Origin of the sequence: Streptomyces sp. NBC_00370 (assembly GCF_036084755.1) — a bacterium.
In the GTDB taxonomy this organism is placed as follows: domain Bacteria; phylum Actinomycetota; class Actinomycetes; order Streptomycetales; family Streptomycetaceae; genus Streptomyces.
This window is the reverse complement of sequence record NZ_CP107968.1, coordinates 7,467,017-7,488,416: the sequence shown is the minus strand read 5'-3', so window position 1 is coordinate 7,488,416 and position 21,400 is coordinate 7,467,017. Positions and strand designations below refer to the sequence as shown.

Annotated in this window: 14 protein-coding genes; 6 read left to right on the top strand and 8 right to left on the bottom strand. The window is 69.7% G+C overall.

All coding sequences use genetic code 11. The annotated features are described in order from the left end of the window. Positions 1-100: 100 nt before the first annotated feature. From OHS57_RS33180 to OHS57_RS33160, 5 genes are all read right to left on the bottom strand, one after another. Positions 101-2,713, bottom strand: a complete 2,613-nt coding sequence (locus OHS57_RS33180; protein ID WP_328584296.1) for a glycoside hydrolase family 2 protein — start codon at positions 2,711-2,713, stop codon at positions 101-103. Next, complete coding sequence (locus OHS57_RS33175; protein ID WP_328584295.1) at positions 2,710-3,582, bottom strand: carbohydrate ABC transporter permease; 873 nt, start codon at positions 3,580-3,582, stop codon at positions 2,710-2,712. Before OHS57_RS33175 ends, OHS57_RS33180 begins: the two co-directional genes overlap by 4 nt. Further along, a complete protein-coding gene (locus OHS57_RS33170; RefSeq protein WP_328584294.1) occupies positions 3,579-4,541 on the bottom strand; it encodes a carbohydrate ABC transporter permease in 963 nt (320 codons plus the stop codon). The genes OHS57_RS33175 and OHS57_RS33170 overlap by 4 nt, the downstream gene beginning before the upstream one ends. 65 nt (positions 4,542-4,606) lie before the next feature. Beyond that, on the bottom strand, positions 4,607-5,929 hold the full coding sequence (locus OHS57_RS33165; protein ID WP_328584293.1) for an ABC transporter substrate-binding protein: 1,323 nt from the start codon (positions 5,927-5,929) through the stop codon (positions 4,607-4,609). Positions 5,930-6,081: 152 nt separating this feature from the next. Beyond that, positions 6,082-6,942: a LacI family DNA-binding transcriptional regulator gene (locus OHS57_RS33160; protein WP_041993761.1), complete on the bottom strand. Its 861-nt coding sequence runs from the start codon at positions 6,940-6,942 to the stop codon at positions 6,082-6,084. 86 nt (positions 6,943-7,028) lie between these two features. On the opposite strand from OHS57_RS33160, the gene OHS57_RS33155 reads away from it, so the two are divergent. From OHS57_RS33155 to OHS57_RS33140, 4 genes are all read left to right on the top strand, one after another. Beyond that, entirely contained in the window at positions 7,029-8,282 is a 1,254-nt protein-coding gene (locus tag OHS57_RS33155; RefSeq protein WP_328584292.1) for an ROK family transcriptional regulator, read from the top strand. 237 nt (positions 8,283-8,519) lie between these two features. After that, complete coding sequence (locus OHS57_RS33150) at positions 8,520-11,108, top strand: galactose-binding domain-containing protein (RefSeq protein ID WP_328584291.1); 2,589 nt, start codon at positions 8,520-8,522, stop codon at positions 11,106-11,108. 28 nt (positions 11,109-11,136) lie between these two features. Further along, complete coding sequence (locus OHS57_RS33145; protein WP_328584290.1) at positions 11,137-14,475, top strand: glycosyl hydrolase family 95 catalytic domain-containing protein; 3,339 nt, start codon at positions 11,137-11,139, stop codon at positions 14,473-14,475. A gap of 243 nt (positions 14,476-14,718) precedes the next feature. Then, positions 14,719-15,552: a PIG-L family deacetylase gene (locus OHS57_RS33140; protein ID WP_328584289.1), complete on the top strand. Its 834-nt coding sequence runs from the start codon at positions 14,719-14,721 to the stop codon at positions 15,550-15,552. Positions 15,553-15,645: 93 nt separating this feature from the next. Here the strand turns inward: OHS57_RS33140 and OHS57_RS33135 are convergent, their stop codons facing one another. Next, a complete protein-coding gene (locus OHS57_RS33135) occupies positions 15,646-17,016 on the bottom strand; it encodes a hypothetical protein (RefSeq protein ID WP_328584288.1) in 1,371 nt (456 codons plus the stop codon). Between the two features lie 461 nt (positions 17,017-17,477). Between OHS57_RS33135 and OHS57_RS33130 the strand changes: the two genes are divergently transcribed. Next, the gene (locus OHS57_RS33130; RefSeq protein ID WP_328584287.1) at positions 17,478-18,044 is read left to right on the top strand and encodes a YcxB family protein; all 567 of its coding nucleotides are present in this window, start codon (positions 17,478-17,480) and stop codon (positions 18,042-18,044) included. 39 nt (positions 18,045-18,083) lie between these two features. On the opposite strand, the gene OHS57_RS33125 is transcribed toward OHS57_RS33130, so the two are convergent. Beyond that, positions 18,084-19,514 carry a dihydrolipoyl dehydrogenase family protein gene (locus tag OHS57_RS33125; RefSeq protein WP_328584286.1) on the bottom strand — a complete coding sequence of 477 codons (1,431 nt, stop codon included), beginning with the start codon at positions 19,512-19,514 and terminating at the stop codon, positions 18,084-18,086. A gap of 141 nt (positions 19,515-19,655) precedes the next feature. Here OHS57_RS33125 and trxA point away from each other — a divergent pair, with 141 nt between their 5' ends. Further along, positions 19,656-20,051 (top strand): thioredoxin, encoded by a 396-nt coding sequence (trxA, locus tag OHS57_RS33120; RefSeq protein ID WP_041993750.1) that lies wholly within the window; start codon positions 19,656-19,658, stop codon positions 20,049-20,051. Positions 20,052-20,122: 71 nt separating this feature from the next. Here trxA and OHS57_RS33115 read toward each other — a convergent pair whose 3' ends face one another. Next, complete coding sequence (locus tag OHS57_RS33115; protein ID WP_328584285.1) at positions 20,123-21,316, bottom strand: thiolase family protein; 1,194 nt, start codon at positions 21,314-21,316, stop codon at positions 20,123-20,125. Between the last annotated feature and the right edge of the window lie 84 nt (positions 21,317-21,400).

The window sequence follows — 21,400 nt, the reverse complement described above, 5'->3', positions numbered from 1 at the left end:
GCCTGACCGTCACTTACATCCGATGTCTGATGCATACTCGATCTGGCCGTATCCCCTGTCAAGGGCCCGCGCATAGGCGATTCGCACGAGGGACGGCGATTCATCGGGTCTCTGAGGTATCTGGGCCGGTCAGCTCCTCCGCCGAGCGGACCGCCGTTCTCAGCACCGGCTCCGGAATCCTCGCCTCACGCAGCGCGCTGCCGTCCCGGGTGGTGAGGCGGAAGGTATGGGTCTCCCCCGGCAGGAGGGTGACCAGGGACGTGTCGGACGTCAGGGCGTGCGGGGGCAGGCCGAGCACGACGGCCAGCCGGTCCGGGAAGACGCAGACGTCGCGCAGCACCGACTCCGCTGTCACCGTCACGGCCAGCACGCCGTCGGCACAGGACGTGGTCACCGTACGGGCCGGCGGGGGCGAGGCGAGGGTGCGGCCCGGGCGGTAGGCCCAGGTCGTACGGACCCCGTCCGCGTCCACGACCAGCAACTCGGCGTGGGGGTTTGCCGGTTCCGCCACCGCCGGATCCAGCGGCAGGGTGAGCAGACCGCCCGCCGGGCAGCTTCCCGCGAGCCGGGTACGGGCCAACTCCCTTCCGTCCAGGGCGACTCGGAACGCCGACACGTCCGGCGTCCAGTCCGCCGCCGAGTCGTTGACCAGTGTCAGCGCCAGGCCCGCCGTGCCCGTCGGATCATGGACCGGGCCCGGGCTCACGGGCTGTACGGTCGCCAGCCGCGGCGCGAACGAGTGCCGGAGCGCGTACCACAGCGGCTTCTCGATGCCCGCCACGTCGACCGCCGACCAACTGATCGCCGGCCAGCAGTCGTTGAGCTGCCACACCACAGCGCCCGCGCACCGCTCCCGCGACCGCAGCCACTCCACGCCCGCCGCGACCGCCCGGGCCTGTACCAGCTGGGTCGCGAAGTGCCAGTCCGCGCCCTCCGCGGGAGTGGGCACGTGCGGCTGGAGGCCACGGGTCAACTTGTGCATACCGTCGATGGCCCGCAAATGATGCCGCGTCAGCGATGAGGCCGGGCCAGGGATTTCCCCGTCGAGCACCCGCTCCAGGGTTGTCCAGGCGGCGGGCCCGCACCACCCCATCTCGGCGACGAAGGACGGGTCGTGGTCCCGGTAGTGTGCGTAGTCCGCCTCGTTCCAGGCGTCCCACAGATGGCTCAGACCGTGGGTGTCGGTCGCCGGGTCCGCGTCGAGAGCCCCGGACCAGGGCGAGTTGGGCACGTACGGGCGGGTCGGATCGAGCCGGGCCAGCACGCCGGGCAGGACGTCCAGGTAGTAGTGCGCGCCCCAGCCGCGCTCGCCGATCTGGTCGGTCCACCCCCAGTGGTGCCGGCCGAGCACCGTCTCGTTGCCGCCGCACCACACCACCAGGCTCGGGTGCGGGGACATCCTGGCCACCGCCTGCTCGGCCTCCGTCGTGACGAGCGCCGCTGTCTCCTCGTCCTCGCAGTAGGCGGCGCAGGCGAAGAGGAAGTCGTGCCAGACCAGCAGCCCCCGCTCGTCGCAGGCGTCCAGGAAGTGCTCGTCGGCGAAGTGGCCGCCGCCCCACACCCGGAGCAGGTTGGCGTTGCCGGCCACGGCCTGGTCGATACGGGCGACGACGCGCTGCGGTGTCTCCCGGCTGGGGAGGGTGTCGTCGGGGATCCAGTTGTAGCCGCGGACCCGTACGGTGCGGTCGTTGACGACCAGGGCCCAGCGGGTGCCGAGTGCGTCCGGGCTCTCGTCGACGGAGACCGAGCGCAGCCCGACGCGTACCGCCGCCTCGTCCAGCACCGCGCCGTCCGAGGCGTCGAGGCGGGCGGTCAGCCGGTAGAGCGGCTGGGCGCCCAGACCCACCGGCCACCACAGGTCCGGGTCGGCGACGGTGAGCGTCACCGCCGTCTCCTCCCCCACGACCTGGCCGGTGGCGGTCGCCGCCGGACGGCCGTCCGGGGCGGTCAACTCGACCTGGACACGGGCGCCTTCGGGGGCGTCGACCCGTATGTGCGTGACGACCTCGGCGGCGCTGTGCCCGGCCGCGAGCCGGACCAGCGGGCGTATGTGGTCGATGCGGCCCGCGTACGTCTCCAGCCTGATGCCCCGCCAGATGCCGGCGGTGACGTAGTGCGGTCCCCAGTCCCAGCCGAAGTTGGCGGCCGACTTGCGGATGTGCGCGTACGGCTCGTCGTACGGCGAGGGCAGCGGGCCGTGCGCGCGTTCATGGGCGAGAGCGGCGTCCCAGGCGGAGGCGAAGCGCACCTCGACGGTGTTGTCGCCCGGCTCCAGCACACCGTCCACCGGCCAGCGGTAGGCGATGTGCTGGTCGCGGGCGCCGCCGACGTGTCGGCCGTTGACGTATACCTCGGCGATCGTGTCCAGGCCGTCGGCGACCAGGTCGGTACGGGCGCCCGGCGCGGGCGTGAAGGTGAAGGAGCGGCGGTAGGACCACCGGGAGCGGCCCACCCAGTCCTGCGCCAGCTCGCCGAGCCCCACGTCCGGGTCCGTCAGGTGGCCCGCCGCGAGCAGTGCGGTGTGCACCTCGCCGGGCACCTGGGCGGCCCGCGCGACGTCCCGGACTTCGGCGGGCGTGCCGTCAGGGCCGGCCAGCCAGGTCAACTGCCAGTCGCCGCCCAGGTCGTGGCGGGTCGCCCTCGGCGCCGAGGCGCGGGCGGCCGTGCCGGTCCCCGTGCTGTGTTCAGTGCTGCGTTCAGTGCTGAGTGTCATCCCTTGACTGCTCCTGCGGTGAGTGCTTCCTGCATACGGCGGCTGGCGAGCGAGTAGGCGACGTACACCGGCAGAAGTGTCAGCACGGTGCCGGCGGTGAGCACGCCGAAGTCGGTCGAGTCGGAGATCAGGGTGGGCAGCGCCACCTGGGCGGTGCGGACCCCGGGAGCGGTGCCGGTGATGGTCAGTGAGAAGAGGTACTCGTTCCAGAAGGTGAGCAGTTGCAGGATCGTCACGCTGACCACGCCGGGCATCGCGATCGGGATGAACACGTTGACCAGCAGCCGCCAGTTGCCCGCGCCGTCCAGCGCCGCGGACTCCACCAGGGCGGGCGGCACGGTCCTCATGAACTGCGTGAGCAGCAGCACCGACAGCGGCAGTGCGCCGGCCGGCAGGAAGAGCATCTGGAACTCGCGCGTGTAGAACATGTGCAGCTTGATCGCGAGGATCACGGTGGGGATCAGCGCCGCGAACGGCGGGATCAGGAAGCCCACCGAGAAGGTGCCGGTGACCAGCCGCGAGAGCCGGTTGTCCAGCCGGGCGAGTGCGAAGGACGCGGGCAGCGCGAGGCCCAGTGTCAGCACGATCGCGACGGCGGAGATCAGCAGGGAGTTCAGCAGGGCCTGCCCGAGGTCCGCGGTGCGCCAGGCGGTGCGGAAGTTGTGCCACAGCCAGTGCTCGGGCAGCGCGAAGGGACGGTTGAAGATCTCGATGTTGGTCTTGAGCGCGCTCACCGCGAGGTAGAAGAGCGGCACGGCGAGCAACAGCGCGTACAGCCAGGACAGCGGGACGGCGAGCGGTCCCGCGCCGCCGCGCCGGGAGCGCCGTACGGGACGCGAGCGCCGTACGAGACGGACGGGGGCGGTCATCGGATCTTCTCCTGGGGATTGCGCAGCAGCACCCGGATCAGCAGCATCCCCGCGACGCCGACCAGCAGCAGGACGACACCGACGACCTGGCTGTAGCCGAGGTCGCTCTGCGAGAAGGCCTTCGCGTACACCAGGTACGACAAGGTGGTGGACGAGGTGCCGGGGCCGCCCTTGGTGAGCAGCAGGATCAGCGCGGCGGAGGTGAACAGCGTCCAGAGGAACTGGAGCATCGTGAGCGTACGGACGTAGTCCTTCACCATCGGGAAGGTGATCTGCCACATGATGCGGAAGCGTCCGGCGCCGTCGATCCTGGCGGCCTCGATCACATCGCCGGGGACACCGGCCAGCCGGGAGGCGAACAGCACGGCGGTCCAGCCGATGCCGCGCCACAGGTCGATGACGATCAGGCTGGGCAGGGCGGTGCTCGGGTCGGCGAGCCAGGAGTGCGCCAGCGACTCCAGACCGACTGCTCTCAGCAGGCCGTTGGCGCCGCCGTTCGGTGACAGCACCCCGTAGAAGATCATCCCCGTGATGGAGATGGAGATCAGCCCGGGCGAGAAGTACAGCACGGACAGCAGACGGTAGCCGCGCGGTCGGGTGCTGAGGTGGTAGCCGAGCATGAAGGCCAGCGGGATCATCACCGGTATGACGACGGCGACCTGTACGGCGCTGTTGCGCAGCGCTTCGAGGAAGACCGGGTCGCCGAAGACGTGCCGGATGTTGTCGGTGCCGACGTAACCGGGGTCGTAGATGAGGCCCTTCCAGCGCAGGGTGGCGATGACGAACATCGCCACCAGCGGTCCCACCGAGAAGACCGCGAACCACACCAGGGAGGGGACCGTCAGCCACAGCAGACGGGGGGTGTTGAGCCCGCCGCCGCGCCGCCCGCGACGGCGGGCGGCCGGCGGCGCGGGCCGGGGCGCGGCGCGAGGGCCGGCCAGTGTGCTGGTCGATGACATCGAACTGTCTCTTTCGGCCGGGGAGGGACTGGCGCAACGGGCAGGAGCCGCAGGGTCGTTCGAGGTCAGCTCTTGGCGTTCTTGGTGGCGTCGTCGAGGTCCGCGCAGATCTTGTCGGCGGAGGACGTGCCGTACGCCCCGGTCAGGACCTGGACGATCGGGTCGGACGCCGAGCCGATCCACACGTCGGGCACCACGGCGTAGTCGACGGCCTTGTCGAGCTTGAGCGACTGCGACAGCAGCGGGTCGCCGGCGTACTTGGTGAAGTCACCTGTGGTGGGCGGCAGGATGGCGGCGTCCTTCACGAAGTCGCCGACGGTCGGGGCGTCGTAGAAGGAGGTGATGAACTTGCGCACGTTGTCGATGCGGTCCTTCGAGGCGCCGCGCTTGGTGATCATGAAACCGACGCCGGTGAAGCCCTGGAGGGCGGTGGGCTTCTGGAACACCGACCCTGCGGCCAACGGCAGGCCGGCGAGCGTGGTGTGCGTCTCCACTCCGGTGCCCGACTTCTTGGCGTCGGTGTACGCCCAGGAGCCGGCGGACATCATGGCGGCCTTGCCGGAGTAGTAGGCCGCGTACATCGTGTCGGCGTTCAGGCCGGCCGCGTTGTCGGCGAAGACGCCGCTGTCACGCAACTGGATGAAGAGCTTGATGCCTCGCATCACCGACGGGGTGGCGCAGTAGCCGCCGCTCCCCATGACCTTCTCCATCGTCGCGGCGTCGGTGTAGGACTGGGCGATCTGGTAGAAGAGCTTCTGCCCGGTCCAGTCGTTGCCGCCGACCGTGAGCGGCTGGATGTGGGCGGCACGCAGCTTCTTGGCGGCGTCGATCAGCTCGTCGGTGGTGGCCGGGACCGTGTCGACGCCGGCCTTCTCAAGCAGGTCGGTGTTGTACCAGACCGGCCAGCTGAAGCCGGAGAACGGCAGGCCCTGGAGCGTGCCTCCGGGCTTGCCGCCGACGCGCCACTCGTCCAGCGCGCCGGGCTTCATCTTGTCGGCGAGGCCCCACTCCTTGAGGTAGGTGTCGACCGGTACGGTGACGCCGGCGTCCTGCCAGCCGAGTGTCTTGTCGTAGAGATTGACGATCACCACGTCGGGTGACTTGCCGGCCGCGACGGCGTTCTCGACCTGGTCGTCGATGGTCTCCAGGCCGTCGGTGGCGTTGACCTTGACGCCGGTCTTCTTGGTGAAGGCCTTGAAGACGTGGTCCTGCGCCGCCGCCGCGGTGTTGCCGGCCGACCAGCGGGTGACGACGTCGATCGAACCGCTGCCGCCGGTGCCGCTCGCCGCGTCGCCGCTCGTGCCACAGCCGGCCAGACAGAGGGCGAGGGCACTGATGACTGACCCGGCCATGACGCGCACGGCCCAAGGCCTGGTGCGGTGGTCCATAGGGCTTCCTTCGCTTGAGACGTGCTCGAACGCGACACAGCGTCTACGAGCGCCCCACGGAAGTCAATAAGAAAGATTAATTATCTATCAAAGTGCCTGACGGGCCGGACCGCACCGGTCGGGCGGGCAAACGGGCGTGGACCGGGGCGACTTCAGACGCTGCCGCGTACCACCAGGCGGGCCGGCGGGGCCTTGACCATGACGGCGGGGGCGGCGACCAGAGCGTCCGCCAAGGTGTGGCCGGTCAGCTCGCCCAGTTCCTGGACGTCATGGCTGACCGCGCCGAGCGGCGGGTCGGCGAGCTGGCACAGGGCGGAGTCGTCCCAGGCCACCAGCGACACGTCGGCCGGCACACCGAGCCCGACCCGGCCCGCCTCGTGCAGTGCGCCGAGCGCCATCAGGTCGTTGTCGAAGACCAGCGCTGTCGGCCGGTTCTCCAGCGCGCGCAGCGCGGTCAGCGCCCGTACGCCCGCGGCTTCCGAGTAGTCCCCCTCGAACGTCGTGGTGCGCACGCCGTGTCCGGCGGCCGCCGTCTGAAACGTACTCCGGCGGATGATCGTGTGCGCCATCTGCGCCGGGCCCGCGACGTGTCCGAGGTGGCGGTGGCCCGCGGCGACCAGCTCGTCCACCACGTCCCGCATCGCCACGTCGTCCTGCGTCCACACGGCGGGCAGTCCGCCCGCGGTCACCGGATCGCCGATCACCACCGTCGGCATGCCGAGTTCCTTGACCAGCGCCACCCGTTCGTCACCCGGCAGCAGGTCGATGAGGATCACGCCCTGCACCTGGTCCTGGTGCGCCCAGGCCCGCATCCGCTCGCAGGCCTGGGCCACCGTGGCCACGACCTGGAGCAGCACCGGCACTCCGAGCGGTACCAGGACGCGCTCCATGCCGGCGATGAAGTCGTGGAAGAACGGCTCGGCGCCCAGCACCTCGGCGTCCCGTACCAGGGCGAGCCCGACCGGAGTGCCGCGCCGCGGGCGGACCCCGTCGCTGGTCGCGGGCGCTGGCATGGTGGCCTCCCGGTCGTGGGTCTCGTCTAACCTCATGCTTGACGTAGTCGTACGACAGCGTACGGCGAAGCGGAAGGCGGACGAGGATGGCCCGACGGGAGTCTGCGGGAGCGGGACCAGGCAGCCGCGCACTCATCGTCGACCTCATCAGGTCGTCCGGGCCGATCAGCCGGGTCGAGCTGGTCAAGGCAACAGGGCTGACACAGCCGACGATCTCCACCATCGTGCGGCGGCTGATCGACGGCGGGGTGGTGCGCGAGACCGGCGACACGGTCGCCACCGGGGGCAAGCCGCGCACCATGCTGATCATCAACTCGCGGGCGGCTTACGGCGTCGGGATCCATGTCGGCGCCGACGCGCTGACCTGCGTGGTCACCGACACCCGCGGCGGCACGGTGGGCCGCGCCCTCGTCGCGGGCCCGGGCGCTGACGCCGTTCTCGGCGGTGCGGAGCCGGGCGGCACCAAGGGTGCGGTCGAGCAACTGGCCTCCCTCCACCAGGATGTGACGGAGGGTCTCGGCCTGGAGAGGCAGAGCGTCGCCGGCCTCGCGGTGGTCGGCCCCGGGCCCGTGGACGTGGTGCGCGGCGGCTTCCTCGCCCCGCCGGGCCTGCCGCAGTGGGCGGGACTGGACCTCGCGGACGCGCTGGCGGCCCGACTCGACATCCCGGTGCTGGTGGACAGCGACGCGGCGGCGGCGACGGTCGGCGAGTTCTGGAGCCGGCAGGTCTCCCGGAACCGCACCTTCGGCTGTCTGTACATGAACAGCGGCATCGGTTCGGGCGTCGTCCTGGACGGCGCGCTGCACCGCGGCGCCAGCTCCAACGCGGGAAAGATCGGACATGTGGCGGTGATCCGGGACGGCGAGCTCTGTCTGTGCGGCAACCGCGGCTGCCTGGAGATGTACGCGGCGCCGCGCGCGGTGGTGCGCCGGGCCCGTGCGGTGCAGGGGCTCGCCGACCGGCTGCGGATCAGCGCCGACGACCCCGACGCCTGGGCCTTCGACGTGCTGGCACGGGCCGCGCTCTACGGTGACGAGCAGGCGCGCGCGCTGGTCGACGAGTCCGCGGCGCTGCTCGCCGAGGGTGCGGTGGCACTGGTGAACCTGTGGGACCTCGACACATTGGTGCTGGCCGGGCCGGGTTTCGTGGTGGCCGGGTCGATCTACGTGAGCGAGATCAGACGGCGGCTCTCCGAGCACGCGTACACCCGCGACGTGCACGGTGTGCGGGTGGAGCTGTCGAGCAACCCGCGGGACGCGGCGGCGATCGGGGGCGCGGCTCTGGTGCTCCAGGGCTCGGTGGCCCCGGGCCACGGCCCCGAACTGATCGCCCGCGCCTAGGGTCTGTCCGGCCCTGATCCGCCGGACAGGCTCTGGCACTTGCTGCTTGCCGACGGCCACTTTGGTCCGATGTATTGATGCCGCGCCGACGCACGGGTACGGTGCTCGACCGCTGGCATGTGCGGGGCCATGTCGCCAAAAGTTCCATAGATTAATTAAGAAACTAAGCCCCGAGCCTGTGGGGCCTTCACGCCTGACCGGCCTCCGCGGCGCCCCTCACCCCTCCGAAGGAGCCCGATGAGACACCCCATCAGCCCGCCACGGCAGGCGGCGTCCGGCCGCGTGCCACGCCAGGCGGCGTCCGGCCGTGCACACCGAGTTCCGCGTCCGGCCGCCATCCTCCGCGCGCTGTGCGCCACGGTCGCCGCCGCGCTCGCCCTGCTGACGCTGCCGACAGCCGCCCCGGCGCACGCCGCCGCCGCGGCGCGCGCCATCCATGTGGCCAAGAACGGCAACGACGGCAACGCGGGCACGCAGGCCTCCCCGTATCTGACGATCAACCACGCCGCCCAGGTCGCACAGCCCGGCGACACCGTGGTGGTGCACGCCGGGCTGTACCGCGAGACGGTCAAGCCCGCGCGCGGCGGCACGGACGAGCAGCACCGGATCACGTACACCAACGCCGGCGACGGTGAGGTCACCGTCAAGGGCTCCGAGGAGATCAACTCCTGGACCCGCGGCAGCGGCGACGTCTGGAGCGTCACGCTGCCCAACAGCTACTTCGGCGACTGGAACCCGTACGCCCAGGGGCAGCCGAACGGCGGCGGCGGGGGCACCTTCGCCGGCTACACCGCCGGTGACGTCTATCTGGACGAGAGCGCGTACCGCGAGAAGCCGTCGCTCAGTACGGTGCAGGGCGCGGCCAACACCTGGTATTCCGAGGTCGGTTCGACCAGCACCACCGTCTGGGCCAACTTCAACGGCGCCGACCCCAACGCCCGGCTCGCCGAGCTCAACGTCCGCCGGCAGGTCTTCGCGCCCGACGTGTGGGGCCTCGGCTACATCACCCTCAACGGCTTCACGATCAAGCAGGCGGCCAACACCTACTCGGACTTCCCCGACAGCCCCGACCGCAGGCAGGCCGGCGCGATCAGCGTCTACGGCGGGCTGAAGTGGATCATCGAGAACAACATCGTCATCAACGCCAGGACGATCGGCATCGACATCGGTCTGAGCAACGACACCTGGGCGGGCAACCGCCCCGGCACAGCGCGCACGGACTTCCACAACACCGCCGCTTACGGCTCGCACATCGTGCGCAACAACTACATCGCGAAATGCGGCCAGTCGGGCATCGCGGGCGTCTTCTCCTGGCACTCCCAGATCCTCTACAACAGGATCGAGGACACCAACTACCGCGACGAGTTCAGCGGGGCGGAGACCGCCCCGATCAAGGTCCACTACATGAACGAGGGCCTGATCAAGGGCAATTACGTCAAGAACTCCAAGGGCGGCAACTCGGCCGGCATCTGGACCGACTGGGGCAGCCAGAACGTCCGCGTCACCGGCAACATCGTGATGAACAGCCCCTGGGGCTACTACGCCGAGGCCGTCTTCGGCCCCGTCCTGGTGGACAACAACGTCTTCATCGGCAACAGCGACATCCGCACCCTGGACGCGACCGGCATCGTCTTCGCCAACAACCTCTTCGTCGACAACGGCGCCATCCACCACGACGGCAGCGGCCGTGAGGCGTACTACTTCCAGCCGGGCACGATGAACGAGACCAGCGCGCTCACCTCGCCCGAGAAGTTCTTCTGGTACAACAACCTGGTCCAGGGCTCGACGCTGCCGGAGAACGCCACGGACAAGACCCAGGTGAAGGAGGGCAATTCCACCGGCACGGTCTCCAACGTCCGGTACGCGGCGACGAACACCCAGCTGTCGCTCACCTTCGACCTGGACGCGTCCGGCATCCACGGCAACACCCCGGTCACGCGGGCCAGGGTCGGCAACATCCCGCTGGCCAACCAGTCCATCCAGGCCGATGTGACCACGGACTTCTTCGGCCAACAGGTCAGCGCCACCGACACGATGGCCGGTCCGTTCGCCACCGCACACAACGGCGGCAACTCCCTCACCCTGTGGCCGCCGGCCGGCCAGACCGTACCCACCCCGCCGGCCCCACCGGCCGGCACTCCGGTGAACCTGTCGCTCGGCGCCGACGCCAAGGCCGTCGCCTCCTATCAGGACGGCAGCTACCTGGCGTCCAACGCTATCGACGGTAACGGCTCGTCGCGCTGGTCGAGTGACCACAACAACGACCCGAACGCCTGGATCTACGTCGACCTCGGCGCGCGGTACGCGCTGTCCACCGCCGTACTCAACTGGGAGGCCGCATACGGGAAGGCGTACAAGATCCAGGTCTCGGACAACGCGTCCGACTGGACCGACGCCTACTCGACGACCAACGGCCAGGGCGGCACCGAGACGGTCGGCGTGGGCAAGAGCGCCCGCTACGTACGGATGCAGGGCGTCACGCCCGCCACCGCATACGGCTACTCGCTCTACGAGTTCGAGATCTACGGGACACCCGTCGGCGGCACGGGCACCAGCAACGCCACCGTCTACGGCGACGCCAACTACACCGGTACCTCGGCCGCCTTCGGGCCCGGCGACTACGACCTGCCGGCGCTCCAGGCCAAGGGCATCGCCAACGACTCCATCTCGTCGCTCCGGGTCCCGGCCGGCTCCACCGTGACCGGCTACGCCGACGCCGGATTCTCCGGCGCCGCCTGGAAGTTCACCGGCGACACCCCGAACCTGACCGCCACCGGCAACAACGACGCCATCTCGTCCCTGCGCGTCACCGCCAACGGAAGCTGAGGGGCGAATCCCCATGACCGAATCCCCCATGCCCCGATCACCCATGACCGAATCCCCCACGATCGTCGTCAAATCCCGCACACCGCGCACGGGGAGAAAGCTGCTCGGCGTCGCCGTGACCTTCTTCCTCCTGCTCACCATGGCGTTGCAGGCGTCCCCGTCGAGCGCCGCCGACACCCCCGTCAACCTCGCCCGCAATCCCGGCGCCCACGCCGTCGCCTCGTACCAGGACGGCGACCACGTGGCGTCCGGCGCCATCGACGGCAACACCGGCACCCGCTGGTCGAGCGACCACAGCAACGATCCCGGCGCCTGGATCTATGTCGACCTCGGCGGCGCGTACACGGTCTCGTCCGTCGCGCTGACCTGGGAGGCCGCGTACGCGAAGGCGTACAAGCTCCAGACGTCCGGCGACTCGGTGCACTGGACCGACGCCTACTCCACGACGAGCGGCACCGGCGGCACCGAGACCGTCGCCGTCAACAAGTCGGCGCACTACGTGCGGATGCAGGGTGTCACGGCCGCCACCCAGTACGGCTACTCGCTGTGGGAGTTCGCGGTCTACGGCACCGGGAGCGGCGGCAGCGGCGGCGCGGCCGTCGGCTCGCCGACCGTGGCGCCGTCCACCACCTACCCGACGACGTACGGGGACTGGCAGAACGGGCTGCTGGCCGGCAACGGCAAGCAGGGTGTCATCGTCTTCGGCAACCCGCGCGACGACACGGTCGTCTTCGACGACAAGGACTTCTTCATGGCGCGGTCCGAGGCGCGCCCGCACCGCACCTTCAACACCGTCAGCCAGGACAACATCAACACGATCCGCGACGAGCTGATCTCCGGCCAGTACCAGCAGGCCAACCAGCTCGCCGCCGACGTGCAGGGCTACCAGGGCGGCGGCGAGGGCAGCAAGCACCCCGGCTACAAGATGACCGTCGCGATGCCGGACGCGGGACCGATCAGCGACTACGTCCGCTCCACCGACTACGCGAACGGCGTGGTGAAGGTCAACTGGGCCGACAACAAGGGTGCGTGGGAACGGGACTCGTTCGTGTCCCGCACCGACGGCGCCACCGTCCAGTACCAGGCGGCGCCCGCAGGCCAGAAGGAGACCCTGACCCTGGGCCTGTCCATCGACCCGGCGATGAACCTCCTCAACAAGGGCGTCACCTCCACCGACAACTCCACCACCGACTATCTGAACCTGCGGGTCAAGTACCCGAGCGGCAGCTACAACGCCGGGTACGAGGGCGTCACCCGTATCGTCACCGACGGCACCAAGACCATCAGCAACGGCAAGGTGACCGTCGCGAACGCCAGTTACGTACTCCTGCTGTCGCTGACCCAGCGCTACAACGGCACGTACAACGGTGGTGTCCCGGCCGAGCAGGAGTGGAGCAAGAACCTGCTCCGGCAGAAGCTCGCCGGGCTCAGCAGCGACTACTCCACCCTGCTCAACCGGCACACGAGCGCGCACAGTTCGATCTTCGGCCGGGTCTCGGTCGACTTCGGCGCCACTCCCGCCGACCGCGCGAAGTCCACCGAGCAGCTGCTCGCCGAGCAGAAGTCCTCGTCCACGCCGGTCCCGGCGCTGTACGAGCGGATGTTCTACGCCGGCCGCTACCATCTGCTCGGCTCCAGTGGGCCCACACAAGCCCCCGACCTGCTCGGCAACTGGACGGGTGACAGCAACGTCGGCTGGGACGGCTACTACCATCTGGACGCCAACCTCAACCTGCAGATCTCCGGCGGCAACATCGGCAACATGCCGGAGGCCATGGCGGGTTACTTCTGGCTCAACCAGCAATGGCAGAAGGACTTCGAGACCAACGCCAAGAAGCTCCTGGGCACCCGGGGCATGCTCACCGGCGGCAACACCCCGAACGGCGAGGGACTGATCTCCAACATCAACTTCGACTACCCGTACCAGTACGTGACCGGCGGGGAGTCCTGGCTGCTCGAACCGTTCTGGGAGCACTACCAGGTCACCGGGGACACCACGTTCCTGGCCGACAAGTACTACCCGCTGATCCGCGACATGGGCGACTTCTACGAGGACTTCCTCACCAAGAAGGACGCCAACGGCAACTACATATTCGCCGGTTCCGTCTCGCCGGAGAACACCCCGCCGGGCGGGGTGCCGCTGGCCGTCAACTCCGTCTACGACATCTCCGGCGCCAAGTTCGCGCTGACGACGCTGATCCAGACCGCGAAGACCCTCGGCCGCGACGCCGACAAGATCCCGGTCTGGCAGGAGAAACTGGACCACCTGCCGCCGTACCTGATCAACAACGACGGTGCGCTGGCCGAGTGGGCGTGGCCCGACCTGGCGAACAAGAACAACTACCAGCACCGCCACTCCAGCGGCCTGCTGCCGGTGTGGCCGTATCGCGAGATCACTCCGGAGACCAACTCCGCCCAGTTCAAGGCCGCGCAGGTCTTCCTGCAGAAGAAGGACCAGGGCGCGTACGAGAACGCGGGACACGGGCTGCTGCACGGGGCCCTGATCGCGGCCGACCTCGACATGCCCGACTCGGTGGGCGCGAAGCTGCTGCGCTTCGCCAAGGACGACTACTACTACAGCAGCATGGCGACGTCCCACTACAACAACCACAACACCTTCGCCACGGACGTCGTCAACTCCGTGCCCACGGTGATGATGGAGATGCTGGCCGCCACCAAGCCCGGCACGCTGGAGCTGCTGCCGGGGCTGCCGAAGGGCCTGGACAAGGGGTCCGTCTCCGGGATGCTCGGCAAGAGCCAGTTCACCATCGACAACCTGGCCTGGGACACCAAGGCCCACACGGCGAAGGTGACGCTGACCTCGAAGATCAACCAGAACCTGACGCTGATCCAGCGCTCGGGCATTTCCTCGATCACCGCCGACGGCGTGACCGTGCAGAGTTCCCCGCTGGGCAACATCGCACGTGTGCTGCCGCTCCAGGCCGGCAAGACCGTGACCGTCAACCTCACCATGAGCGCCCCGAGGACCAACCTGGCCCAGGGCAAGCCGGCCACGGCCTCGTCCCAGTCCAGTGCCGACCAGTCGGCCGCCAAGGCCGTCGACGGGGACCTGAACACCCGGTGGAGCGCCGGCCAGGACCCGAACAGCTGGATCCAGGTGGACCTCGGCGCCACGTACAGCCTCTCCGAGGTGGACCTGCTGTGGGAGGCGTCGTACGCGAAGGCCTACGCGCTGCAGGGGTCGACGGACGGCACCACCTGGCACGACCTCGCCACCCGCACCAACGCCTCGGGAGGTACGGAGAAGATCCCGGTCAGCGGGCAGGCGAGATACGTCCGCATGAAGGGCAGCCAGCTGTCGGGGCAGTGGGGCTACTCGCTCTACGAGATGCGGGTGTACGGCTGACGCGCGGCGGCTGACGGCGCGCGGCCGTAGGCGAACCGGGGGTGCCGGGGCTACCGAGCGTGGTGGCCCCGGTACCGTCATGTCGGGCGTCGGCCCAGGCCACGACGTGCCTGGCGCTTCGACGTGCTGGTCGCGCCGGGAACAGGGGGTGCGGCCGGCACGGTTGTACCGGCCGAAGGACCAGCGCCGGTATGCCCGCCGCGCACTCGCATCACGACGCATTTTCCGCAGGAGGACTTTTTCATGACTGACCGGCCCTTGACGCTGATGGCGGTACACGCCCACCCCGACGACGAGGCCACCGGAACCGGAGGGGTCCTGGCACGCTATGCGGCGGAAGGCATCCGCACGGTCCTGGTGACCTGTACCGACGGCGGCTGCGGTGACGGACCAGGAGGTGTCAAGCCGGGCGATCCCGGCCACGATCCGGCGGCCGTCGTCGCGATGCGCCGTCGGGAACTCGAAGCGAGCTGCGAAGTCCTGAAGATCAGCGATCTTGAGACGCTCGACTACGCCGACTCCGGAATGATGGGCTGGCCGACCAACGACGCCCCCGGCTCGTTCTGGCAGACCCCCGTGGAAGAAGGCGCCGCCCGGCTCGCGGACCTCATGCGCCACTACCGACCGGATGTGGTCGTCACCTACGACGAGAACGGTTTCTACGGCCACCCCGACCACATCCAGGCCCACCGCATCACGATGGCGGCGCTGGAGATGATCGAACAGACGCCCAAGGTGTACTGGACGACGATGCCCCGCTCGGCGATGCAGCGGTTCGGCGAGACCCTGCGCGAGTTCCAGGAGGACATGCCGGAGCCGGATCCCGCCGAGGCCGAGGCGATGGCCGAGATCGGCCTCCCGGACGACGAGATCACCACCTGGGTGGACACCACCGCGTTCAGCGGTCAGAAGTTCGACGCACTGGCCGCGCATGCCAGCCAGGGCGACAACATCTTCTTCCTCAAGATGGGCAAGGAGAGGTTCGGCGAGCTGATGGGTACGGAGACGTTCCTACGCGTCAAGGACGCCACCGACGCGCCCGTACCCGAGACGGACCTCTTCGCCGGCATGCGCTGACCTGCCCGTATCGCCTGAGGAACGGCGGGTCCGGAGCAGCCGCAACCCGCACGGCTGCTCCGCCCCCCTGCGGGACGATCAGTTGACGGCCGGTCAGTTGACCGTCAGGACCGCCGTGTTGTTCGTGAGGTCCGGGTCGAAGTCGTAGGGGTACGTGCCGAACTCGCCGTACCCCGGGTGGAGACTCACGGCGCCGGTCGCGCCGGGCACCACGGTGTCGACGCGCATGGTGAACGCGAACGTGCGCTCTGCGTCTTCCCGCACCCAGTACGACAGGTCACAGTCGTAGCGCGGGGCGCCCGTCTCCTTCGGGTAGTAGCCGCCGTCGAGGGTGTGCGGGTAGCAGTCGTCGGGCACGCCGGTGACCTTCGTGCCCTGGGGCACGATGAGCCGGACGCCGGCGACCGGGTCGCCGGAGCCGAGGTTGCCGAACCAGGCCGGGCCGTTGTTCTTGAACGTGAGCTCGGCCGTGACCGTCGCGCCGGCGGCGCCGGAGACGGCGTCGCCGGTCACGGAGAAGTCCGCGGTGTTCTCCGCGTTGATCGCGAGGACCGTGTAGTCGTTCTCGGGGTCGATGTCCTGGGCGCCGTCGCCCGGCTCGACGTCGATGTCGAGCCGCTCCCTCAGCGCGTGCGGGGCGAGCCGCACCGTCAGCGGCTCGGGCAGCTCGAAGGAGTCACCAGGCGCCAGGACCTGGTCGAACGCGCAGATCACGTTGTTCGTCGCCGCGTCGCCGTTGCTGTCGGCCGCGGGGTAGGTGCAGGCGTCGTACCGGGTCAGATCCGTCAGACCGTACGAGGCGTACAGCTTGACGGTGAACCCGTTCGCGCTCTCGTTGCCGTTGTTGGTGATCCTGAGCGGGATCGTCCGCTCGTCGCCGGGCTGTCCGTCCTCGACGGCCCCGATGGGGTCGATGGCGAGGTCGGGCCCCGCGCCGACGGTGAGCGTGGTGTCGAAGCTGTCGTGCGGCGCGGTGAGGGTGCCGTCGGGGCCGCCGGTGGCCGTCGCCGCGTAGGTGATCCTCCCCCGCGCGCCGGCCTCGGCGCCGTCGGCCGCGCGTACGGTGAGGAAGACCTGGTTCTCGTAGTCGCCCCCGATCGCGGGGACCACGGGAACGTCGCAGACCGCGCTGGTACCGCTCGGCGTGCAGTTGTCGGGCCAGGTCACATCGGCGACCCCGGCGAGGTCGGAGATGTCGACGGTGAGCCTCCCGTCGGTCACCGTGAAGTTCTCGTTGTCGTGGTAGATCCCGACGCCGAGGGTGCGGGCCTCCGGCTCACCCCCGTCGGTGCCGAGCGGCAGCGTCTGCTCGTACGGCTCGTTGATCCACAGCTGGTCGGACTGCGGCGGATCATCGGCGGCGAACGCCGGCCCGGCAAGGCCGGCGGCGAACAGACCGGCCGCCATCGCCACGACGGCGCCGGATCTGAGACGTACCGGGCGTCCAGCGGAGAACGATCTCATTGCTACCCCCCAGGGTGTGATGACGCGACTGACGCACCGACAGCCCCGGCGCGCCGAAAGGATCATCACATGGGAGGGGATCCCGCCGCGCCCCGGTTTTCCGCCCCTGATGGGTCAACCGCTCACCATGGAAACGTCAGGCGCCGGTTGAGCTTCAGCAAAATAGTCAAACTTCCTTCACGAATATTCACGAATGGTTCACCTGCCTTCGGATGCGCTTTGTCCCTAAAGGCCCCATCACGACGTGCGGTTGAGGTCGAGGGCGACCGGGGGGCCAACTGCCCCTGCCTCAAGGGTTTTGGGGCCCTGAGCAGGGCCCGGGACGGCCACGGGTCGGGGAGCGTCCGGCACGGGCCGGCACCCGCAGGTGCCTGGCTGGGGCAGGCGGGTGGTGAGCGTAATATCCGGCTGATCTTTCGCCCGGCGGCGCACACTGCCCGCCTTGAGCTCAAGGGGACAGCGTGACCGTCGAACAGCAACCGGACATCACGAACACCGAGGACACCGCGCGTCTTGTCTGCCGGCCGACCCGGGAGGACATAGCCGAAGTCATGCGCGTCAGACGGCGGGTGACTCCGAGTGGGCGACGGAGCCGGATCATAGGGGCTGTCGGCCTGGTCCTTTGGGCTGTCGCGCTCGTGCTGTTCGCGGTGAACGGCCAGTTGCTCGACAGTGCGGTGCCCCTGTTGATCGTCGTGGTGGCGCTGTGCGCTCTGACGCTCGGCTTGAGGCGCCTCGCCGCGCGCCAGGTGCACAAACTCAGGACGAGCCGCGGCGAGCACACGATCACGGTGGGTTCCGACGGTGTTCGCGTCGCAACCGACCTGAACACCATGCGAGTTCCGTGGTCGCAGCTCTCCGGCTACGTGGAGACGGAGAACCTCTTCGTCCTTCTGCACACGGGAATGAACGACATCAACACCACGCCACTGCCGAAGGCGGCCCTCGCGCAGCCGGCCGATGTCGACCGGCTGCGTGACCTGCTCGACCGCCATACGTCCCGCGTCGGAAGCGCATCGCGCGCCTGAGAAGGAACCGCCAAGGCACGTCGCCGGGCTGACGAGGTGTCAGCCTCGGTACGTCTCCAGTAGGCGGAGCCAGATCTCGCTGATGGTCGGGTAGGCCGGGACCGCGTGCCAGAGGCGGTTGACGGGGACCTCGCCGGCTACCGCGATCGTGGCCGAGTGGAGCATTTCGCCTACCGCCGGGCCGGCGAAGGTGACGCCGCGCAGGATTTCTTCGTCGAGGTCGACGATCATGCGCGCGTGGCCCGTGTAGCCGTCCGCGTAGAGGCCCGCGCCTGCTACGCCGCTCATGTCGTAGTCGACCGCGCGCACGCGGTGGCCCGCTGCTTCGGCTTCGGCGAGGGTGAGGCCCACCGAGGCGATCTCCGGGTCGGTGAAGACGACTTGGGTGACGGCCGCGTGGTCGGCTGTGGCCGAGTGGGCGCCCCAGCGGTCGGTTTCCAGGAGGGGGACGTGCTGGGCCCTGGCGGCGATGGCGGCGCCGGCGATACGGGCCTGGTACTTGCCCTGGTGGGTCAGCAGGGCGCGGTGGTTGACGTCGCCGACCGCGTAGAGCCAGTCGCTGCCCTTGGCGCGGCAGCTGTCGTCGACCTCGATCCAGTCGCCGGGCTTGCGGCCGACCGTCTCCATGCCGAGGTCGTCGGTGCGCGGGGCGCGGCCGGTGGCGAAGAGGATCTCGTCCGCCTCGATCCGTTCGCCGTTGTCCAGGACGGCGGTGACGGGTCCGGTGCCGCCGTCGCGTTCCACCTGGGTGACGGAGGTGTTCGTACGGACCGACACACCCGCCTCGGTCAGGGACTCGGCCAGCAGCTTGCCGGCGAAGGGTTCCATGTTCGGCAGCAGCCCGTCGCCGCGTACCAGGAGGGTGACCTCGGAGCCGAGCGCCCGCCATGCCGTGGTCATCTCCACGCCGACCACTCCCCCGCCCACGACCACGAGCCGGTCGGGTACGTGCTGGGAGCTGGTCGCCTCGCGGCTGGTCCAGGGCTTCGCGCCGGCCAGGCCCGGCAGGTCGGGCAGGACCGCGCGGCTGCCGACGCACACGGCGACGGCGTGCCGTGCGGTGAGCACCTGTTCCTCGCCCTCCGGGGTCGTCACCACGACCTTCTTGGTGCCGGCGAGCCGTCCGTGACCCCGGTAGAGGTCGGTGCCGGTGCTCTCGACCCAGGCGACCTGGCCGTCGTCCTTCCAGTCGGACGTGTATTCGTTCCGGTGGGCGAGCACAGCGGCGGCGTCGAGCGGGCCCTGCACCGACTGCTTGAGGCCCGGCACCCTGCGCGCCTCCGCGCGCGCGATGGCCGGGCGGAGCAGTGCCTTGCTCGGCATGCAGGCCCAGTACGAGCATTCGCCGCCGACCAGCTCGCTCTCGACGATCGCGGCGCTCAGCCCGTTGGCCCTGGCGCGGTCGGCCACGTTCTCCCCGACCGGTCCCGCACCCAGCACCACAACGTCGTAATCCATGGCATCCGTCATGGGGTCAGTCTGGTCCGGGCGGGGCCGCATGGCCACACGATCTTCGGGAACGGTCCAGGAATACGGCTCAGGAATACGACGGTGGCGGCAGCCGTTGTGCGAGGCGGCTCCCACCGGTGAATCAGGAAGAGGTAGCAGGCAATGGCCACAGTGGAACTCACGAAGGAAAACTTCGACCAGACGGTGTCGGAGAACGACTTCATTCTGATCGACTTCTGGGCTTCCTGGTGCGGACCGTGCCGCCAGTTCGCCCCCGTCTACGAGTCGGCGTCGGAGCGCCACGGAGACCTCGTCTTCGCGAAGGTCGACACGGAGGCCCAGCAGGAGCTGGCCGCCGCGTTCGAGATCCGCTCCATCCCGACACTGATGATCGTCCGTGACAACGTCGCGGTGTTCGCCCAGCCGGGTGCGCTCCCCGAGACGGCCCTTGAGGACGTGATCGGTCAGGCCCGCGCGCTGGACATGGACGAGGTCCGTAAGTCCGTCGCGAAGGCCGAGGCCGAGGGCGACAACAAGCACGTGGAGAACCAGGGCTGAGACAAGCCCCGGTCCCGGCGTTCGGCGGTCCCGCCGGTCAGTGGTCTCGGGTCGTCAGTGGTCTCGGGCCGTCAGCGCTCCAGCACCAGCGCCAGGCCCTGGCCCACGCCGATACAGAGCGCGGCGAGGCCGGTGCCTGAACCGGCTGCCGCCAGCTGATGCGCCACCGATCCCGCCAGCCGGGCGCCTGACGCGCCGAGCGGGTGGCCGATGGCGATCGCGCCGCCGCGCGGGTTGACCAGTCGCGGGTCGAGTTCGGGCCATTCGGCGAGGCAGCCGAGCGACTGCGCGGCGAACGCCTCGTTGAGCTCGAAGGTGGTCAGGTCGGCGAACGACCGGCCGGCCTTCGTGAGCGCCCGCCGGACGGCCTCGACCGGCCCGAGGCCGAACAGCTGCGGCTCGATGCCGGTGACGGCGGACGTGCGGATCCGGGCCAGTGGTTCACGGCCCGTCTCGCGCAGCCCGTCCTCGTCCACGATGAGCAGGGCCGCCGCGCCGTCGTTGAGCGGCGACGCGTTGCCGGCCGTCACCGTACCGCCGCCTTCCGTGCGGAAGGCGGGCTTGAGCTTGGCCAGGGCCTCCATCGACGTGCTGTCGCGGATGCACTCGTCGCGGGCGAGTTCCACGCCCGGGTACGGGACGACCTCGCCCTCGTAGAGTCCCGCGGCCCACGCGTCGGCGGCCTTGCGGTGGCTGGCGAGCGCGAAGGCGTCCTGCTCCTCGCGGGTGATGCCGTGCTTGTCCGCGATCTGCTCGGCGCCCTCGCCGAGCGGTACGGTCCACTCGACCGGCATGGCCGGGTTGGTCATCCGCCAGCCGAGCGTCGTGGAGTGCAGCTGCTGGTGCCCGGCGGGGAACGCGCGCTCCGGTTTCTGCAGCACCCACGGCGCGCGGGACATCGACTCGACGCCGCCCGCCACTACGACGGAGGCGTCGCCGAGCGCGACGGCGCGGGCCGCCTGGATGACCGCTTCGAGCCCGGACCCGCAGAGCCGGTTGACCGTCACGCCCGGCACGGAGACCGGCAGGCCGGCCAGCAGGACGGCCATTCGCGCGACGTCCCTGTTGTCCTCGCCCGCGCCGTTCGCGTCCCCGAAGACGACGTCGTCGATCCTGGCCGGATCCAGCCGCGGGGTGCGCTCGACCAGTGACCGCACCACATGCGCGGCGAGATCGTCGGGACGTACGGAGGCGAGCGCCCCGCCGAACCTGCCGATCGGGGTGCGGACGGCGTCCACGACGTAGACATCCCGGATGGTGGTCATCGGATCTGCGGATCCCTTCGACACGGCGGCTCTGCCGGACAACTCGGCTGTGTTGCCGTGCGAACGGTCGTTCACATCGGCCAG

What these genes read in the sequence shown, in the direction of transcription:
- OHS57_RS33180 (WP_328584296.1), bottom strand. Translation starts at nt 2,713, where the DNA reads ATGACACTCAGCACTGAACGCAGCACTGAACACAGCACGGGGACCGGC.
- OHS57_RS33175 (WP_328584295.1), bottom strand. Translation starts at nt 3,582, where the DNA reads ATGACCGCCCCCGTCCGTCTCGTACGGCGCTCGCGTCCCGTACGGCGC.
- OHS57_RS33170 (WP_328584294.1), bottom strand. Translation starts at nt 4,541, where the DNA reads ATGTCATCGACCAGCACACTGGCCGGCCCTCGCGCCGCGCCCCGGCCC.
- OHS57_RS33165 (WP_328584293.1), bottom strand. Translation starts at nt 5,929, where the DNA reads ATGGACCACCGCACCAGGCCTTGGGCCGTGCGCGTCATGGCCGGGTCA.
- OHS57_RS33160 (WP_041993761.1), bottom strand. Translation starts at nt 6,942, where the DNA reads ATGCCAGCGCCCGCGACCAGCGACGGGGTCCGCCCGCGGCGCGGCACT.
- OHS57_RS33155 (WP_328584292.1), top strand. Translation starts at nt 7,029, where the DNA reads ATGGCCCGACGGGAGTCTGCGGGAGCGGGACCAGGCAGCCGCGCACTC.
- OHS57_RS33150 (WP_328584291.1), top strand. Translation starts at nt 8,520, where the DNA reads ATGAGACACCCCATCAGCCCGCCACGGCAGGCGGCGTCCGGCCGCGTG.
- OHS57_RS33145 (WP_328584290.1), top strand. Translation starts at nt 11,137, where the DNA reads ATGCCCCGATCACCCATGACCGAATCCCCCACGATCGTCGTCAAATCC.
- OHS57_RS33140 (WP_328584289.1), top strand. Translation starts at nt 14,719, where the DNA reads ATGACTGACCGGCCCTTGACGCTGATGGCGGTACACGCCCACCCCGAC.
- OHS57_RS33135 (WP_328584288.1), bottom strand. Translation starts at nt 17,016, where the DNA reads ATGAGATCGTTCTCCGCTGGACGCCCGGTACGTCTCAGATCCGGCGCC.
- OHS57_RS33125 (WP_328584286.1), bottom strand. Translation starts at nt 19,514, where the DNA reads ATGACGGATGCCATGGATTACGACGTTGTGGTGCTGGGTGCGGGACCG.
- trxA (WP_041993750.1), top strand. Translation starts at nt 19,656, where the DNA reads ATGGCCACAGTGGAACTCACGAAGGAAAACTTCGACCAGACGGTGTCG.
- OHS57_RS33115 (WP_328584285.1), bottom strand. Translation starts at nt 21,316, where the DNA reads ATGACCACCATCCGGGATGTCTACGTCGTGGACGCCGTCCGCACCCCG.